Here is a 17,148-nt window from a genome sequence, read left to right on the forward strand (position 1 = left end):
TGCCATGCCCTATGTCATCGGCGCCGACCTGCCCGACCGTCCCGCCGGCGAGCGTTTCCGCGCCCTGCTGGACCGCCCGAACATCCTGCAGATGCCCGGCGCGCATCTCGGCCTGGCCGCGCTGCTGGCGCAGAAGCAGGGCTTCGAGGCGCTGTATCTCTCGGGTGCCGCCATGTCGGCCACCATGGGCCTGCCCGACCTCGGCATGATCACGGTGGAGGATGTCTGCTTCCACATCCGCCAGGTGGCGCGCGCCACCGGAATGCCGCTGCTGGTGGATGGCGACACCGGCTATGGCGAGGCGCTGAACGTCATGCACATGGTCCGCGCCTTCGAGGATGCGGGGGCGGCCGCGGTCCACCTTGAGGACCAGCACCTTCCCAAGAAGTGCGGCCACCTGAACGACAAGAAGCTCGCCTCCGTGGACGAGATGGCCGCCAAGGTCGCCGCCGCCCGCAAGGCGCGTCGCCACCTCTACGTCATCGCCCGCACCGACGCGGTGGCGAGCGAGGGCATGGACGCCGCCGTGGACCGCGCCAAGCGCTACCTCGAAGCCGGCGCCGACGCCATCTTCCCCGAGGCGCTGGTCACCCGCGACATGTTCATCGAGTTCGCGCGGCGGATGCCGGGCGTGAAGCTGCTCGCCAACATGACCGAGTTCGGCCGCACCCCCTTCTTCACCGCCGCCGAATTCGAATCCATGGGCTATTCCATGGTGATCTGGCCCGTCTCGCACCTGCGCATCGCCGCCAAGGCCTGGGAAAAGCTCTACGCCCAGATCGCGGCCGAGGGCGGCACCCAGGGCGCGCTCGACCGCATGCAGACCCGGGCCGAGCTCTACGCCACCATCCGCTACCACGAATATGAGGAGCTGGACGCGAGCCTCGTTCGCACCATCATCCCCGAGGGCATGCCGCAAAGCTCTTGAGCCGCCCGCTGCTGGTGGGCAGCGAGATCTATCGCCGCTCCACCTATGGCCCCAAGCACCCGCTGGCCATCCCGCGCGTCTCCACCACGCTCGACCTCATCCGGGCGCTGGGCTGGGTGGAGCCCGCGCAATACCGCGACAGCCCCATGGCGGATGTCGCGGCGCTGACCCGCTTTCACGACCCCGGCTACATCGCGGCCCTGCAGCGCGCCGAGGAAGCGCAGGCGGTGACGCCCGAGGACCGCGAGCGCTATCGCATCGGCGCCGACGGCAACCCCGTCTACCGCGAGGTCTTCCGCCGCCCCGCCACCAGCGCGGGCGGCGTGCTGCTGGCCGCCGAACTCACGCGCCAGGGCGGCGTGGTGCATGTGCCGGGCGGCGGCACGCATCATGGCCGGCGCGATCGTGGCTCCGGCTTCTGCTACGTGAACGACGCCGTGCTGGGGCTGCTCGCCTGGCTGGACCAGGGGCTGACGCGCCTTCTCTACCTCGACGTGGACGCGCATCACGGCGATGGCGTGCAGGACGCCTTCCAGGACGAGCCGCGCGTGGTCACCGTCTCCATCCATGAGGGCGCCCGTTGGCCCTTCAGCGGCGCGGCCGAGGACATGGCCGGCGGCCAGGCCCTGAACCTGCCGGTGCCGGCGGGCTTCCATGACACCGAGATGCGCGCGCTGCGCGAGGGGCTGATCGAACCCCTCATCGCGCGCCTCCGCCCCCAGGCCATCATGCTGCAATGCGGCTCCGACGCGCTGCTAGAGGACCCGCTTTCGCGCCTCGCCCTCTCCAACAATGCGCATCGGGACCTCGTGGCTTCGCTGCGCGGCGCGGCGCCGCGGCTGATCCTGCTGGGGGGAGGGGGCTACAACCCCTGGTCCGTGGCCCGCTGCTGGACGCTGGCCTGGGCGGAGCTGAACGGCATCGCCCCACCGCTGCGCCTGCCGGACGCCGCCGAACAGGTGCTGCGCGGCCTCAGCTTCCACCGCGCCGCCGGCCGCAACCCCGCGCCGCACTGGTTCACCACCTTGCTCGACGCCCCGCGCGAAGGCCCCGTGCGCGCGGAGGTGCGCGCCCTGCTCGCCCGGGGGCTGCCCGAAAGCCTCTTCGCCATGGCATGATGGCGCCATGAAGAAGCGCCCCTTCCTGCTCGCCCTCCTGCTGGCGCCTTTCATGGCCGCCGCCCAGCCCGGCGTGGACCGCCCGCAGCCGCGCCTGCCCACGGAGCCCCTGGTCATCGTGACCCGCGACGGCGCCCGCCACACCTTCCGCACCGAGATGGCCCTCAGCCCGGACCAGCAGATGGTCGGCATGATGTTCCGCAGCAGCATGGAGCCGGATGAGGGCATGCTCTTCGACTGGGGCGCGCCGCGCGAAAGCTCCATGTGGATGCGCAACACGCTCATCTCGCTGGACATGGTGTTCATCCGCGCCGATGGCCGCATCCATCGTATCCATGAGCGCGCGACACCGCTCAGCCTCGCCACGATAGACAGCCGCGGCCCGGTGCGCGCCACGCTGGAATTGCAGGCGGGGGCCGCCGAACGCTTCGGGCTGCGCGTCGGAGATCTGGTCGAGCACCGCATCTTCGGCACCGCCCGCTGAACGTCACCACACAAGGGAGAGAGAGATGGACCTCGGCATCAAGGGGCGCAGCGCCATCGTCTGCGCGGCCAGCAAGGGGCTCGGCCGGGCCTGCGCCTTCGCGCTGGCAGGGGAGGGCGTGCGCCTCGTCATCACCGCGCGTGGGCGTGAGGCGCTGGAGGCCACCGCCGCCGAAATCCGCGCCGCCACCGGCGCCGAGGTGACGGCCGTCGCCGGCGACATCACCACCGAGGAAGGCCGCGCCGCCGCACTCGCCGCCTGCCCGGAGCCGGACATCCTGATCAACAACGCCGGCGGCCCGCCCCCTGGCGATTTCCGCGACTGGGAGCGCGACGCCTGGATCAAGGCGCTGGACGCCAACATGCTGACGCCGATCTTCCTGATCCGCTCGGTGGTGGATGGGATGATCGCGCGGCGCTTCGGGCGCATCGTGAACATCACCTCCGCCTCGGTGAAGGCGCCCATCCCGGCGCTGGGCATGAGCAATGGCGCGCGGGCGGGTCTGACGGGCTTCGTGGCGGGGCTGGCGCGCCAGGTAGCGGCGCACAACGTGACCATCAACGGGTTGCTGCCCGGCCCCTTCCTGACCGACCGGCTGCGCGGCAATGCGGCCGCGGCCGCGGCGAAGAGCGGCAAGACGGCCGAGGAGGAGCTGGCCGCCAACGCCGCGCGCAACCCCGCCGGCCGCCTGGGCGACCCCGACGAATTCGGCCGCGCCTGCGCCTTCCTGTGCAGCGCGCAGGCGGGCTTCATCGTGGGGCAGAACCTCGTGATGGATGGCGGCGCGTTCAATTCCTCGATGGGCTGAACACGAAAAAGCCCCCGCCGTTTCCGGCGGGGGCTGCTGGCCAGGCGCCTGATCCGCGGAGGCGGAATCGCCGGAGCGGTGAATCAGTCGCTCAAAAACGTATCAGGCCAGGACGAACATCGGCACCGGGGCGCCATCGCCCTCGGTCGCCTTGAACTTCACCTTCACCTTCTGGCCGCACTTCAGCGCGTCCAGGTCGCACTCGATGATGTTGGTCAGCATGATCGGACCTTCATCGAGCTTCACATAGGCCACGCAGAACGGCTCCTTCCCGCGCGCGACGGACCAGGAATAGATCTCGCCCGTGCCCTTCGCCTCGACGAACTCGACATTGTTCGAGAGGGTGAAGGGCGAGACATGGCGCGGGTAGTGGAACAGCTTCCCCGTGTCCTTGCACTTGCCCAGGATCAGCTTGCCTTCGCGGCAGCCGTCGAAATAGGGCTTGTTGTCGGGGCTTTCCGCGGGCGCCTGGGGCGTGCGGTCAAAGGCTTGCGTTGCCATGAGGATCACTCCCTCTCCAGGATGACGGTGCCGCAGCCATGCCGCGTGCCGAGGTTGCCGCCCTTGCCGTTGGCGAGCACGAGGTCGGCGTTCGGAACCTGCACCTTCGGGTGGGCCTCGCCGCGCGCCTGGCGCACCGCCTCGATCACCTTGGTCATGCCGCCGCGGTTGGACGGGTGGTTGTTGCAGAGCCCGCCGCCATCCGTGTTGAAGGGCAGCTTGCCCACGCCCGAGATCAGGCCGCCATCCTGCACGAACTGGCCGCCCTTGCCCTTCTCGCAGAAGCCGAGGTCTTCCAGCTGCACCAGCACCGAGATGGTGAAGCTGTCATAGATCGAGGCGTATTTGATGTCGGAAGGCTTCACCTTGGCCTTCTCATAGGCCATCGGCCCCGACATCGCGGCGGCGGAGTAGGTCAGGTCGATGCCGCCGGAGTTCTGGTGCTTGTAGGCCTCGCCCCAGCCCTTCACGCCCACCTTGGGGCGGTTCAGCGACTTCGCGATCTCGGGCCGCGCGACGATCAGCGCGCCGCCGCCATCGGAAATCACGCAGCAGTCGAGGCGGTGCAGCGGGTCCGCCACCATGGGCGAGTTCACCACATCCTCGACCGTCACCACCTTGGGCAGCATGGCGTGCGGGTTGTACTGCGCATGGGTGGACGCCGCGACCTTGATCCAGGCGAGCTGTTCGCTGGTCGTGCCGAATTCGTACATGTGCCGCGTGGCGACCATGGCGTGCATGGTGGCGATGGTGCGGCCATAGGGCAGCTCGAAGCTCTCATCGGGCACGCCCGCGCCGAAGCTGCGCACGGCGGTGCCGGTCTGCATGCCCTCGGCGCGCGGACGGCCGGCCAGCGTGATCAGCGCGACATTGCACTTGCCCTGGATGATGGCCTCGACCGCATGGCCCACATGGATCACGTAGGAGGAGCCACCGCTCTCCGTCGTGTCATAGTGGCGCAGCTTGTTGAGGCCCATGTAGTCGATCATGGACAGGCCGCCCATGCCGGGCGCGTCGCCGGCGCAGAAATAGCCGTCGATGTCGGAGGCCTGCAGCCCCGCATCCTGCAGCGCGCCATAGGCGACTTCCGCATGGAGCTGGGCGGTGGACTTGGTCTCGGCCTTGCGCGTCGGGTGCTCGAAGGCACCGACGATGTAGGCGGGATTCTTCATGGGCGTTTGGCCCCCTTTCTGGCGTGTGGCGTCATCGCGGAATTCAACTCCCCCCGGGATCGGCGTCAGCATTCATGCCGCGAGCGATCATCGCGGGCAGAGGGTTGCCCCCACGCCGCGATCCGTCAACCGCATGGCCGATGAAATGGCCCGCTTTTCCGTTCGCGCCCTCAGCCCAGGCCGAGCCGCCGCGCGATGTCGCGGTAGAGGGTGATCTGCGCCAGCACATGCGCCCGGGCGCCCGCGCCATCGGTGATGATGGGGCGGCTGCCCTCGGCCTCGGTCTCGCGGACCCAGCGCGGGTCGGCGCCCACGCGCTGGATCACGCCCTCCCACTCCCGGGCCAGCTCATCGGGCAGGCCGGCGGGGGCGGCGATGGCGCTCCAGCCCGACAGATGCGCCATGTCGGGCAGCCCCGCCTCGGCGGTGCTGGGCACCTGGGGCAGCAGGGGCAGCCGCGCATTCCCCGCGATGGCGAGGGGCCGCACGCGCCGCGCGCGGATGGCCTCCATCATGTCGCCGAGGTTGCCGCCGAGAAAATCCGCCTCGCCCGCGAGCATGGCGGCCAGCGCCTCGCCCCCGCCGCGCGTCGCCACCGCCTCCGCCGCGTCAATCGGCAGGCCCGCGAGCACGAACATCTTGCGGATGCCAAGGTCGAGGATGGTGGCCGGCCCGCTGGTGGCGAAGCGCAGCGGCGGCTGGGCGGTGTCGTGCAGCCGGGCCAGCAGCGCGGGAAGGTCCGCGAAAGGCGCGCCCGCCGGCACGGCGATGACGAAGGGGTTGGCATCGAGCAGGCCGAGCCAGGTGAAGTCATCCAGCCCATAGGCCGTGCGCGGGTCGGTGGCGGGCAGGATGGCGGAGGAGGCGACGCGCGCCAGCAGCAGCGTCTCGCCGTCTGGCGCCGCGCGCGCCACGGCGGCCGTGCCCAGCGCGCCCGAGGCGCCGGGCATGTTCTCGACCCGCAGCGGCAAGGCGCCGGCGCCACGATGGCGCACGGCGTGGCGGGCGAAGCGGCGGGCCGCGATGTCGGCGACACCCCCCTCCGAGAAGGGCGTGACGAGGCGCACCGAACCCGGTGTTGCCGTCTGGGCACGCGGAGACGACAAGACGGTGGCGCAACCAAGCGAAGCAGCGGCAGCGGTCAGCAAAATGCGGCGGGAATTTGGCATGAAATTACCTTCCTCCTGCATCAGATGGGGCAGTCCTGGCCTCAGGAAAACCACTTGGGTTGCCCTTTCGCGTCACAGCATGCTACGCGCTGTTTCATGTTGGACGGGCATCACCTTCCCACGGCAGCGCCGGATCGGCGTGCACCCTGGGGCCCCCGCATGGCGTACAAGCGCTTTGCTTTCGCAATACTTGCCGGCTGCGTCCTCGCGGTCGGCTTTTCTGTCGCGCCAAGTAGTGCGCGAGCGGACCAGCCGCGCATGCGCGACGCCCCGCAGGAGCTGCTGCCGGCCTTCGACCCGCAGTTCCGGGGCGCCACGCGCGGCCCCCGGGCCGCCTGCCTGCTGGCCACCCGCCGGGCCGAGGACATCCACGGCCTGCCCCGCGGGCTGCTGACCGCCATCGCCCTGTCGGAGAGCGGGCTGCACGCCCATGCGCTGTCCATCCGCGGCACCCCCCACTATCCGGCCGACCTCGATGAGGCGCGCCAACTGCTCCGCCAGGCGCGTGGCAGCGTCATGGCGGGCTGCATGCAGGTGAATGCGCGCGTCCATGCGCGCGGCGAGGACTGGCCGCTCGATCCCTTCACCGCCGCCGACTGGGCGGGCGGCGTGCTGGCGCGCTGGGCACGGGAGAACAACGGCTCCTGGACCGAGGCGCTGCGCCGCTGGCATGGCGCGAGCCCGGGCAACACGCGCAGCCTGGTCTGCCGCGTGCGCGCCAAGCTGGAGGTGACGAACCCCGGCAGCGACCTGTTCCAGAGCACGCGCTGCCCCGAGGCCACGGCCCAGCGTCTGCGCAATGACGCGGAGGCCCATCTGCAGACCGCGGAGGCCCAGGCGGGCCGCCGCGGCGTCGCGAGCGCCGCCGCGGGTTTCTGACCCACGGCGGCCGCGCCCTACAGGCGGGAGACCTCGGTCTCCTTGCTGGTGATGAATTCGAGCAGCGCGGGCACGCCGTTGCGCGTCTGCTCGATGCCCCGCTGGATGGCGGGGATGATCTGCGCCACCTCCGTCACCCGCTCGCCATAGCCGCCGAAGGCCCGCGCCATGGCGGCGTAGTCGCCGCTGATGTCGGTGGTGCGGTATTTCTCGGTGCTGAGGGCCATGATCTTCAGCTCGATCGCCATCGAGAAATTGTTCAGCAGGATGGACAGGATGGGGATGCGCTCACGCACCGCCGTCTCGAAATCCATCCCCGTGAAGCCGATGGCCGCATCGCCCCAGACATTGATGCAGAGCTTGTCGGGGGCCGCGAGCTTGGCGCCCATGGCCAGCCCCAGCCCATAGCCGAGCTGCGTGGTCTTGCCCCAACCCAGGTAGGACAGCGGCGTGCGGCTGATCCAGAAGGGGGAAAGCTGGTCACGCGGGCTGCCCGCATCATGGGTGATGATGGTGTTGTCCACATCCACCGTGCGCCAGAGGTCGCGCAGCACGCGGTAGGGGTTGAGCGGGGCGTCGTTGGAATCCCGCTTGTGCGCCCATTGCGCGAGCCAGGGCGCGCGGATGGCCTCGATCTCCTGCTGCACCGGCGCGTGGTCGCGCTTTTCCTTCACGCGGCCGCGCAGCTCCTCCAGCAGCGCGTCCAGGATCAGCGCGGCATCGCCCACCAGGCCGATGTCGCAGCGGATGTCCTTGTCGATATGGTCGGGGTCCAGCGTGGCGTGGATGAACTTCACGCCGCCAGGCTTCCGCGCCGGCATCTTCACGCCGAAATTCGTCTCGGTGAAGGAGCAGCCGATGCCGAAGATCACATCGGCATTGTCCAGGAAATGCCGCACCGGCTTGGGCATGGCGAGGCCGCTCGAGCCCAGCGCCAGCGCATGATCCTCGGGGAAGGAGGACTTCCCGCCCAGGCTGGACGTCACGGGAATGGCCAGCAGTTCCGCCAGCTCCCGCAGCTGCGGCCAGGCCTGCGCCCAATGCACGCCGGTGCCGGCATAGATCACGGGGCGGCGGGCATTGGCCAGCATCTCGGCGGCGCGGCGGATGTCCACCGGATCGGCGCCGGAGCGCGTGGCGACGACGGGCGTGTAGTCCAGCTCGCCGGGCAGTTCCTCGTTGAACATGTCGGTCGGGATTTCGACCAGCACGGGCCCGCCGCGCCCGTTCCGCAGCCGCGCGAAGGCGCGGCGCATGATGTTGGGGACCTCGGCCGCCGACATGATCGCCTCGGCGGATTTCGTCACGCCGCGCATCTGGATGGTGGAATTGTAGTTGGGCGGCACATGCGCGATGCGCCGCGGATAGCCCATGGGCATGACCAGCACCGGAATGCTCTCGCCGAAGCATTGCGCGATACCGCCATAGGCGTTCTCCGCCCCCGGCCCGTGCTGCATGCAGAAGGCGCCGAGCTTCTTGCCCGAGGTGACCCGGCTGATGGCATCCGCCATGTGCAGCCCGATGCGCTCCTGCCGGACCATGACGGGGCGGATATCCACCGCCGCCGCGTGCTCGATGAGGTGGTTCACGGGGTAGCCGGTGAGGATTTCGATCCCCTCCCGCTTCATGATCTCCGCGATGGCGTCGCCGACCTTCATGGCGCTTCCTTTCCTTGCTGGTTGGGGGCCACGCTAGACCTCGCGCCGGAGCGGCCGCAAGCTGGTGGCCCGCACAGGAGACGCGCATGGCCGAGTTGCACCCGCCCTTGAGCCCCGAGGAATTCAGCCTGGTGATGCGCCAGGTGGGCCTCGACCTCCCGCCCGCCGAGGCGGAGGCGCTGCGCCTGGCCCACCCCCATCTGCGCGTGCTGCTGGACCGGCTGCGCGCGCCCTCCAACCCCATGGCCGCCGAGCCTGCCTATACCTTCGCCGTGCCGGTGGCGCGCGCATGATCCCGACCATCGCCGAGGCCGCGCGCGAGATCGCGGCCAAGCGCCTTTCGCCCGTGGAACTCGCGCAGGCCTGCCTGGCGCGCGTGGAGGCCCACCAGCCCGCCCTGCACGCCTTCATCCTGCAAACGCCCGAACGTGCCCTGGACGATGCCCGCGCCGCCGAAGCGCGCCAGATGGCGGGCCGCCTGCGCGGGAAGCTCGACGGCATCCCCATCGGCCACAAGGACATCTACGAGACGGCCGGCATCCCCACCACTGGCCATTCCGCGCAGATGCAGGACCATGTGCCGGCGCAGGACGCCTTCACCGTGGCGCGCTGGCGCGAGGCGGGTGTCGTGCTCCTGGGCAAGCTCGCCACCCATGAATTCGCCTTTGGCGGCCCCAGCTTCGACCTGCCCTGGCCCCCCGCCCGCAACCCCTGGGACACGGAGCGCTTCACCGCCGGCAGCAGCAGCGGCACGGGTGCCGCGGTGGCGTCCGGCATGATCCTGGGTGGCACGGGCTCGGACACGGGCGGGTCCATCCGGGGCCCGGCGGCGCTGTGCGGCATCGCCGGCATCAAGCCGAGCTACGGGCTGTGCTCACGTTCGGGCGTGCTGCCGCTGGCGCACACGCTGGACACGACCGGGCCCATGGCCTGGACCAGCGAGGATTGCGCCCTGCTGCTGGAAGCCATGGCCGGCCACGACCCCGCCGACCCCAGCAGCGCCAGCCACCCGCTGCCCAGCTTTGACGTGAAGCAGGACCTCCGCGCGCGGCGCGTGGGCGTGATCCGACATTTCCACGAGAGCGACCACCGCGTCTCCGACGCCACGCTGCGCGGCATCGAGGAGAGCCTCGCCATCTTCCGCGCGCGGGGCATGGAGGTGGTGGAGGTCACCCTGCCGCCGCTCCAGGATTTCCACGCCGCGGGCTGGGTAACGCTGGCGGCCGAGGCCTGGGCCGTCCATGAGCCCTGGATGCGCGAAAAGCCCATGAAGTATGGCGAGGCCCTGCGCGCGCGCCTGGGCATGGGCGCGCTGCTGACGGCGGGCGACTACCTCCAGGCCCAGCGCAGGCGGCGCGAGATCATCGCGCGGAGCTTCGCCGCGACCGAGGGCGTGGATCTGCTGGTCACCGCCGCCGTGGTGGGCGAGGCGCCGAAGATCACGGAGGTGGGCAAGTTCGCCAGCATCGAGAAGCCGGGCTTCACCATCCCCTTCAACATCCTGGGCTGGCCGGCACTCTCCGTGTGCACGGGCTTCGGCGCCGGCGGGCTGCCGGTGGCGGTGCAGATCGTGGGCAAGCCCTGGCAGGATGGGCTGGTGCTGGCGGCCGGCCACGCGCTGGAGACCGAGAACGGCCACCGCGCGAAAAGACCCGCCTTGTAGGCGTCACCCCCGCCCGCGATAGGGCGCCACCCCCTGGTCGGGGATCCACACCCCCTCGGGCGGCGCCCCGGTCGCGTAGAAGACGTCGATCGGGATGCCGCCGCGCGGATACCAATACCCCCCGATCCGCAACCACACCGGGTCGAGCAGCGCCACCAGCCGCCGCGCGATCTCCACGGTGCAGGCCTCGTGGAAGGCGCCGTGGTTGCGGAAGCTGCCGAGGAAGAGCTTCAGGCTCTTGCTCTCCACCAGATGCGCGCGGGGGATGTAGTCGATCACCAGATGCGCGAAATCCGGCTGCCCCGTCAGCGGGCAGAGCGAGGTGAATTCGGGCGCGGCGAAGCGCACGCAATAAGCGAGGTCCGGGTGCGGGTTGGGCACGCGCTCCAGCACCGCCTCGTCCGGGTTGGCGGGCAGGCGAGAGGCGGCGCCCAGCAGGGTCAGGCCGGTGGTGTCGGTGGTGGCGGTCATTCGGGTCGGTTCCAATCGGCCTCGATGCGGGCGGCCTCGTCCTCGAAGCGTCCCTGCTGGATGGCCTGGCGCATCCGGCGCATCAGCGCCTGGTAGTAGTGGATGTTGTGCCAGCTCAGCAGGATAGGCCCCAGCATCTCGTCGCATTTCAACAGATGGTGGATATAGGCGCGGCTGTGGTTCCGGCAGGCGGGGCAGTCGCAATCGGGGTCCAGCGGCCGCAAATCCTCGGCGTGCTTCGCGTTGCGCAGGTTCAGCGGCCCGCGCGAGGTATAGGCCCGGCCCATGCGCCCCGACCGCGTCGGGATCACGCAGTCGAACATGTCCACGCCGCGGCGCACCGCCCCCAGCAGATCGTCGGGCTTGCCGACGCCCATCAGGTAGCGCGCATGCGTTTCGGGCAGCAGCGGCGTGGTGACGTCCAGCGTGTCGAACATCGCCTCCTGGCCTTCGCCGACCGCGAGGCCGCCGATGGCATAGCCCTCGAAGCCGATGGCGGTCAGCGCCGCGACACTCTCGGCGCGCAGATCGGGATAGGTGCTGCCCTGGACGATGCCGAACAGCCCATGGCCCTCGCGCGGGGTGAAGGCGGCGCGGCTGCGCGCCGCCCAGCGCATGGACAGGCGCATGGACCGCGCCGCTTCCTCATGCGTGGCGGGGAAGGGGGTGCATTCGTCGAAGCACATGGTGATGTCGCTGCCCAGCAGGTGCTGGATCTCGATGCTGCGCTCCGGTGTGATGCGGTGCTTGGAGCCGTCCACATGGGAGGCGAAGGTCACGCCATCCTCATCCATTTTCCGCAGGCCCGAGAGGCTCATCACCTGGAAGCCGCCGGAATCCGTGAGGATCGGCCCGTGCCAGTCCATCATCTTGTGCAGCCCGCCCAGGCGCGCCACACGCTCCGCCCCTGGCCGCAGCATCAGGTGGTAGGTGTTGCCGAGCACGATGCGGGCGCCCGTGCTGCGCACGCCATCGGCCGTCATGCCCTTCACCGTGCCGGCGGTGCCGACGGGCATGAAGACGGGGGTTTCCACCTCGCCATGGGCGGTGTGCAGCCGCCCGGCGCGCGCGCGCCCATCCGTGGCTTCGAGCGTCCAGCGCAGCGTCATGCGGAAATGTCCTGGTCCTGGCGGAACAGCAGCGAGGCGTCGCCATAGGAGAAGAAGCGATAGCGCTGCGCTACCGCGTGGTCATAGGCCGCGCGCATCCGCCGCATGCCCGCGAAGGCCGAGACCAGCATCAGCAGCGTGGAGCGCGGCAGGTGGAAATTGGTCAGCAGCATGTCGGCCGCGCGGAACTCGAAGCCCGGCAGGATGAAGATGTCCGTCAGGCCGCGATAGGGCGGGATGGGCGCGCGGGGGTCCGTCACGCCACGCGCCGCCGTCTCCAGCAGCCGCAGCGCGGTGGTGCCGCAGCACAGCACGCGGCGGCCCTCGGCGCGGGCCTGGTTGATGGTGGCGGCGGCCTCGGGGCTCAACTCGCACCATTCGGCGTGCAGCTTGTGGGTGGCGATCTGCTCGTCGCGCACCGGCAGGAAGGTGCCGGCGCCGACATGCAGCGTGACGGTGGCGCGCTTCACGCCCCGCGCCTCGATGGCCGCCAACAATTCGGGCGTGAAATGCAGGCTGGCCGTGGGCGCCGCCACGGCGCCGGGGCGGGCGGCGAAGAGGGTCTGGTAGTCGTCCCGGTCCTCGGGGCGCGTGCCGCCCTCGCGGCTGATATAGGGGGGCAGGGGGATTTCGCCCGCCACCTCCAGCGCCGCGGCCAGCCTGGCCGGGTCCGCGCCGAAATCAAGCCGCGCGGCGCCGCCCTCGAACTTCTCCAGCACGCGGGCGGTGAGATCGGCACCCTCGATCGCCACCTCGTCGCCCACGCGCAGCCGCCGCGCGTTGCGGACCAGCGCGTGCCAGCTTCCATCGCCCTCGGCGCGGTTCAGCATGATCTCGACCCGCGCCTCACCCCGCCGCCCGCGCAGGCGCGCGGGGATCACCTGGGTGTCGTTCACCACCATGACATCGCCGGGCCGCAGGAAGCGCGGCAGGTCGCGCACGCCGAAATCCTCGGGCGCGTCGCCTTGCACCACCAGCATCCGCGCCGCGTCGCGCGGGCGGATGGGGGATTGGGCGATCAACGCCTCGGGCAGGGCGAAGTCGAAATCGGCGGGGGAAAGCGGCATGGGAGGCCGGGCGGTAGCGCGCCCCAAGCCCGCACGCAACCGGCGCCACAGCATGCCGGATGACCGCACGCCCCCACCATGCCAGGATGGGCCGAACCGGAGAGACTCGCCCCATGTCCGCCACCCCCCGCGCCGCGGGGCTGCTGATCGCCTGTGCCGTGCTGGGTGCCGCCCTCGCCATGGGGCTGCGCCAGAGCTTCGGCCTCTTCCTCGCCCCCATGACGACCACGCTGGGCTGGTCGGCCTCGGGCTTCGCGCTGGCCATCGCCTTGCAGGTGCTGGTGAATGGCGTGGCCCAGCCCATCTGCGGCCAGGTGGCCGACCGCATCGGCGGGCGGCGCGTCATCATGGGCGGCGCCCTGTTCTACGCGCTCGGCATCATGGGCATGGCGCTGTCCACCTCGCTGTTCTGGTTCACCTTCTTCGCGGGCATCGTGATGGGCGTGGCGGTTTCCGCCGCCGGCATGCCCGTCATCATCGCGAGCCTGACGCGGCTGCTGCCGCCCGAGATGCGCGGCCGCGCCGTGGGCCTGGGCACGGCGGGCTCCAGCTTCGGTCAGTTCCTGGTGGTGCCGCTGAGCCAGTTGGGCATCTCGGTTGCCGGCTGGCAGGGGGCGCTGTTCCTGCTGGCCGGGGCCGCGCTGCTGATGGTGCCGCTCGCCCTGCCGCTGAACGACAAGCCCGCCCCCCCGGTGGCGGGCGAGGTGGAGCAGACGGCGGGCGAGGCGCTGCGGCTGGCTTTGCGTTCGCCGACTTTCTGGTGCCTCTTCTTCGGCTTCTTCGTCTGCGGCCTGCATGTCAGCTTCCTCGCCGTCCACATGCCGGGCTTCGTGGCCTCCTGCATGCTGCCGGCCAGCGTGGGCGCGGCATCCATCGCGCTGATCGGGCTGTTCAACATCGCGGGCTCGCTGGCCGCGGGCGAACTCTCCCAGCGCTGGCGGCGGCGGGAATTGCTGGTGCTGATCTATGCCGGCCGCGGCGTGCTGATGACGGCCTTCCTGCTCGCCGACAAGACGACGACCAATGTGTTGATCTTCTCGGCGATGATGGGCGTGCTGTGGCTCTCCACCGTGCCGCCCACCGTGGCCCTGGTCGCCCGCAACTTCGGCACGCGCTGGCTGGCCACCATCTTCGGCCTGGTCTTCCTGGGCCACCAGATCGGCGGCTTCACCGGCGCCTATCTGGGCGGGCTGATCTTCGACCTGACCGGCAGCTATGACCTGATGTGGAGCCTCAGCATCGCCGCCGCCGCCTTCGCCGCCCTGGTGCATCTGCCCGTGCGCGACGGGCCGGCTTTGGCACTCCCCGCGCAAGCCGCTACAAAGCCCTGACCCCGGCCCGGAGAATTCACCTTGCCCAGCTTGCGCCGCCGTTCCCTGCTGCTCGCCGCCCCCGCCCTCGCGGCCCCCGCGACGCTGCGCGCCCAATCGGGCCCGCCCCATGAATGGCTCTTCGGCACCTGGACCGGCGGCATCTTCCCCGCCGTGGACACCCAGGGGCCGGGCTGCTTCGGCAATGCCGTCGTCATCTTCACGCGCGACGTGATCATGCGCATGGCCAACCTGGACGTGGCCTACCGCCAGCGCCTGATCGAGACGGTGGCGCTGACCAATGACGGGGTGGAAATCCGCCTCGTCTCGCAGGGCGGGCGGATGATGCCCGAATCCGGCTTCGGCTGCGAGAACAACCCGGACCTGCTGCGCGTGGTCCGCCGCGGCGATGACGAGATCGCCTTTCCCAACTGCATCGAATTCCCCTCGGTGCTGCGCCGCTGCCGGACCTGACGCACATGGCCCACCGCATCACCCTGATCCACGCGCTGCGCCATTCGCCGCCGCCCATCGAGGCCGCCTTCGCGCGAATCTGGCCCGGCCAGGTGCTGATGAACCTGCTGGATGACAGCCTCTCGGCCGACCTGGCGCGGGAGGGGCAGCTCACCCCCGCCATGACCGAACGCTTCCTGACGCTGGGGCGCTACGCGGCCGGCACGGGGAGTGCCGCCATCCTCTTCACCTGCTCCGCCTTCGGCCCCTGCATCGAGGCGGTGGCGGCGGAGCAGGCCGCCATCCCCGTGCTCAAGCCCAATGAGGCGATGATCGAGGAGATCATCGAGGCCGGCCACCGCCGCATCGGCCTGCTGGCCACCTTCCCCGGCACGCTGACCTCCATGCCCCCCGAATTTCCGCCGGGCATCGAGGTGGTGCCCATGCTGGCCGAGGGCGCGCTGGCCGCGCTTGATGCCGGCGGGGTGGCGCGGCACGACGCCCTGGCCATCGAGGCGGCGCAGCGTTTCCAGGGCGTGGACGCCATCGCACTCGGCCAGTTCAGCCTGGCCCATGTGGCGCCCGCGGTGGCCGAGGCCACGGGCCTGCCCGTCTTCACCACCCCCGACAGCGCGGTGCGCAAGCTGCGCCGCGTGCTGGGCGGTTGAAAGACATGGGCGCGGACGCATCTGCGGTTCGCGACCAGAGAGGGATGCGCGCGAGATGAGCGAATTGTCGGTGGGCGATGTGGCGCCGGATTTCACCATGCCGGCCTCGGGCGGGCGGCAGGTCAGCCGCGCGGCGCTGAAGGGCCAGCCCTACCTGCTCTATTTCTACCCCAAGGCCGACACGCCCGGCTGCACCAAGCAGGCCTGCGGCATCCAGGAGGCGCTGCCGCAGCTCGGCAAGCTCGGCCTCACCGTCATCGGCGTCAGCCCCGACGCCATGCCGCCCATCGAGAAATTCGCGAAGAAATACGGGCTGGAATTCCCCCTGGCCTCGGACGCGGACCAGAAGGTCGCCAGCGCCTATGGCACCTGGGTCGAGAAATCCATGTATGGCAAGAAATACATGGGCATGGAGCGGACGAGCTTCCTGGTCGGCGCCGATGGCACCATCAAGGCCATCTGGCGCAAGGTGAAGCCCGAGGCGCATGCCGCCCAGGTGATGGAAGCCGCGAAGGCGCTCTGAAGGGCGCGCTCTGAAGGGAAGGGGGGCGCGCCCCCCTTACAATTCCTGGTCGGCGTCCGGGTGGCGCAGGTGCCACAGCCGCTCATGCGCGGCCACCAGCGTCTCGATGTTGCGGCGGCGGTTGGCGTCGGGCGAGACGGCACGGCGCGTCAGCATCATCTCCAGCACGCGCAGCAACTGCTCCGCCACCTCGAAATCCGACTGGTCGCAGGCCTGGTGGAAGGCCACCAGGATCTTGTCCGACAGGCGGCGGCCCTGGCGCGGCGGCGCGCCGGCGCGCGTGCCCTCTTCTCCGGCCTGGCCGTGGTCGTCTTCATCCGCCATGTCGCACTCCTCGCACGGCGGCGCCGCGCCTGTCGTTCTCAATTGGAAATCTTATGGACATGGAACAGCCCGTGTCGCCAGGGGCCGATGCATGCGCGCCCCTTTGGCCAGCCACGCGCCGCCTCACGCGCCGGTGCGCCCCGCGGCGCGCAGCTGGCCGCGCACCGCCGCCGCCATGGCCTCGGGCGTGGTCTCGGCGCGGAACAAAGTCCGCACCAGCCCATCCGGCCCCACCAGATAGACGAAGCTGGAATGGTCCATGGTGTATTCCGTCATCTCCGGCCGCTGGGCGCGGGCGTAGAAGACGCGGTAGCGCCGCGCGGCATCGGCCACCTGCTGCGCCGTGCCGGTCAGGCCGATCATGCGCGGGTGGAAGGCCGCCACATAGTCGGCCAGCTGCGCGGGCGTGTCGCGCTCCGGGTCCACGGTGATGAGCAGGGGCGTCACCGCCTCGCCCTCCGGGCCCATGATGTCCAGCGCGGCCGCGATGGTGCCGAGTTCGGTCGGGCACACATCCGGGCAATAGGTGAAGCCGAAATAGACCAGCATCCAGCGCCCGGCGAAATCCTGCTGGGTCACGTCGCGGCCGGTGTGGTCGGTCAGGCTGAAGGCGCCGCCCAGCGTGACCCCGGGGGGCAGCTGCATGCCGCCGCCGCCGGCCGAGGGGCTCGGCATGTCCTGCCCGAAAACCGAGGCCAGGCGGTTGGCGAAGGCCTCGCCCAGGGTTTCCTGCGGGGATTTGGTGGCCCAGGCGAAGGCCCAGACGCCACCCACCATCAGGATCAGGAGCAGGCTGGAGAGACGAAGGATTCGAAGCATGCGGCTTATATAGCGCAAGGCGCC

20 protein-coding genes are annotated in these 17,148 nt (G+C 70.4%); 11 read left to right on the forward strand and 9 right to left on the reverse strand.

The genetic code is table 11. The features are described 5' to 3' along the window. Positions 1-4: 4 nt before the first annotated feature. Genes prpB through ICW72_RS01540 form a run of 4 tightly spaced genes read left to right on the forward strand, consistent with a single transcriptional unit; the run spans position 5 to position 3,338 of the window. Positions 5-928 carry a methylisocitrate lyase gene (gene prpB, locus ICW72_RS01525; protein ID WP_191084616.1) on the forward strand — a complete coding sequence of 308 codons (924 nt, stop codon included), beginning with the start codon at positions 5-7 and terminating at the stop codon, positions 926-928. Next, positions 925-2,046 (forward strand): acetoin utilization protein AcuC, encoded by a 1,122-nt coding sequence (locus tag ICW72_RS01530; RefSeq protein WP_191084617.1) that lies wholly within the window; start codon positions 925-927, stop codon positions 2,044-2,046. Before prpB ends, ICW72_RS01530 begins: the two co-directional genes overlap by 4 nt. Before the next feature lie 7 nt (positions 2,047-2,053). After that, positions 2,054-2,530 carry a DUF192 domain-containing protein gene (locus tag ICW72_RS01535; protein WP_191084618.1) on the forward strand — a complete coding sequence of 159 codons (477 nt, stop codon included), beginning with the start codon at positions 2,054-2,056 and terminating at the stop codon, positions 2,528-2,530. Positions 2,531-2,555: 25 nt separating this feature from the next. Continuing rightward, entirely contained in the window at positions 2,556-3,338 is a 783-nt protein-coding gene (locus tag ICW72_RS01540) for an SDR family oxidoreductase (protein ID WP_191084619.1), read from the forward strand. Positions 3,339-3,440: 102 nt separating this feature from the next. Here ICW72_RS01540 and ICW72_RS01545 read toward each other — a convergent pair whose 3' ends face one another. From ICW72_RS01545 to ICW72_RS01555, 3 genes are all read right to left on the reverse strand, one after another. Then, positions 3,441-3,839 (reverse strand): Zn-ribbon domain-containing OB-fold protein, encoded by a 399-nt coding sequence (locus ICW72_RS01545; protein ID WP_191084620.1) that lies wholly within the window; start codon positions 3,837-3,839, stop codon positions 3,441-3,443. 5 nt (positions 3,840-3,844) lie between these two features. Further along, positions 3,845-5,011, reverse strand: coding sequence for a thiolase domain-containing protein (locus tag ICW72_RS01550; protein WP_191084621.1), 1,167 nt, complete (start codon positions 5,009-5,011; stop codon positions 3,845-3,847). A gap of 170 nt (positions 5,012-5,181) precedes the next feature. After that, positions 5,182-6,117: a tripartite tricarboxylate transporter substrate binding protein gene (locus ICW72_RS01555; RefSeq protein WP_191084622.1), complete on the reverse strand. Its 936-nt coding sequence runs from the start codon at positions 6,115-6,117 to the stop codon at positions 5,182-5,184. Positions 6,118-6,438: 321 nt separating this feature from the next. Here ICW72_RS01555 and ICW72_RS01560 point away from each other — a divergent pair, with 321 nt between their 5' ends. Further along, positions 6,439-7,059, forward strand: a complete 621-nt coding sequence (locus tag ICW72_RS01560) for a lysozyme family protein (RefSeq protein ID WP_191084623.1) — start codon at positions 6,439-6,441, stop codon at positions 7,057-7,059. A gap of 17 nt (positions 7,060-7,076) precedes the next feature. Here ICW72_RS01560 and ICW72_RS01565 read toward each other — a convergent pair whose 3' ends face one another. Next, entirely contained in the window at positions 7,077-8,717 is a 1,641-nt protein-coding gene (locus ICW72_RS01565; RefSeq protein ID WP_191084624.1) for a thiamine pyrophosphate-requiring protein, read from the reverse strand. Positions 8,718-8,803: 86 nt separating this feature from the next. On the opposite strand from ICW72_RS01565, the gene ICW72_RS01570 reads away from it, so the two are divergent. Both ICW72_RS01570 and ICW72_RS01575 read left to right on the forward strand, forming a co-directional pair. Then, positions 8,804-9,010: a hypothetical protein gene (locus ICW72_RS01570; RefSeq protein WP_191084625.1), complete on the forward strand. Its 207-nt coding sequence runs from the start codon at positions 8,804-8,806 to the stop codon at positions 9,008-9,010. Then, a complete protein-coding gene (locus tag ICW72_RS01575) occupies positions 9,007-10,380 on the forward strand; it encodes an amidase (RefSeq protein ID WP_191084626.1) in 1,374 nt (457 codons plus the stop codon). Before ICW72_RS01570 ends, ICW72_RS01575 begins: the two co-directional genes overlap by 4 nt. A gap of 3 nt (positions 10,381-10,383) precedes the next feature. Here ICW72_RS01575 and queF read toward each other — a convergent pair whose 3' ends face one another. From queF to queA, 3 genes are read right to left on the reverse strand one after another with little or no spacing between them, the layout of a single operon-like run. Then, entirely contained in the window at positions 10,384-10,851 is a 468-nt protein-coding gene (gene queF, locus ICW72_RS01580) for a preQ(1) synthase (protein WP_191084627.1), read from the reverse strand. After that, complete coding sequence (tgt, locus tag ICW72_RS01585) at positions 10,848-11,960, reverse strand: tRNA guanosine(34) transglycosylase Tgt (RefSeq protein ID WP_191084628.1); 1,113 nt, start codon at positions 11,958-11,960, stop codon at positions 10,848-10,850. Before tgt ends, queF begins: the two co-directional genes overlap by 4 nt. After that, positions 11,957-13,027 carry a tRNA preQ1(34) S-adenosylmethionine ribosyltransferase-isomerase QueA gene (gene queA, locus ICW72_RS01590; protein ID WP_191084629.1) on the reverse strand — a complete coding sequence of 357 codons (1,071 nt, stop codon included), beginning with the start codon at positions 13,025-13,027 and terminating at the stop codon, positions 11,957-11,959. Before queA ends, tgt begins: the two co-directional genes overlap by 4 nt. Before the next feature lie 113 nt (positions 13,028-13,140). Between queA and ICW72_RS01595 the strand changes: the two genes are divergently transcribed. Genes ICW72_RS01595 through bcp form a run of 4 tightly spaced genes read left to right on the forward strand, consistent with a single transcriptional unit; the run spans position 13,141 to position 15,981 of the window. Further along, complete coding sequence (locus ICW72_RS01595) at positions 13,141-14,358, forward strand: MFS transporter (RefSeq protein WP_191084630.1); 1,218 nt, start codon at positions 13,141-13,143, stop codon at positions 14,356-14,358. Positions 14,359-14,388: 30 nt separating this feature from the next. Next, positions 14,389-14,811: a hypothetical protein gene (locus tag ICW72_RS01600; protein ID WP_191084631.1), complete on the forward strand. Its 423-nt coding sequence runs from the start codon at positions 14,389-14,391 to the stop codon at positions 14,809-14,811. 5 nt (positions 14,812-14,816) lie between these two features. Further along, a complete protein-coding gene (locus ICW72_RS01605) occupies positions 14,817-15,458 on the forward strand; it encodes an aspartate/glutamate racemase family protein (RefSeq protein WP_191084632.1) in 642 nt (213 codons plus the stop codon). Positions 15,459-15,513: 55 nt separating this feature from the next. Then, on the forward strand, positions 15,514-15,981 hold the full coding sequence (bcp, locus tag ICW72_RS01610; protein ID WP_191084633.1) for a thioredoxin-dependent thiol peroxidase: 468 nt from the start codon (positions 15,514-15,516) through the stop codon (positions 15,979-15,981). 36 nt (positions 15,982-16,017) lie between these two features. Here the strand turns inward: bcp and ICW72_RS01615 are convergent, their stop codons facing one another. Beyond that, positions 16,018-16,305, reverse strand: coding sequence for a hypothetical protein (locus ICW72_RS01615; protein WP_191084634.1), 288 nt, complete (start codon positions 16,303-16,305; stop codon positions 16,018-16,020). 123 nt (positions 16,306-16,428) lie between these two features. Continuing rightward, positions 16,429-17,124, reverse strand: a complete 696-nt coding sequence (locus ICW72_RS01620) for an SCO family protein (protein WP_191084635.1) — start codon at positions 17,122-17,124, stop codon at positions 16,429-16,431. Between the last annotated feature and the right edge of the window lie 24 nt (positions 17,125-17,148).

Source organism: Roseococcus microcysteis (genome assembly GCF_014764365.1).
GTDB classification, from domain to species: domain Bacteria; phylum Pseudomonadota; class Alphaproteobacteria; order Acetobacterales; family Acetobacteraceae; genus Roseococcus; species Roseococcus microcysteis.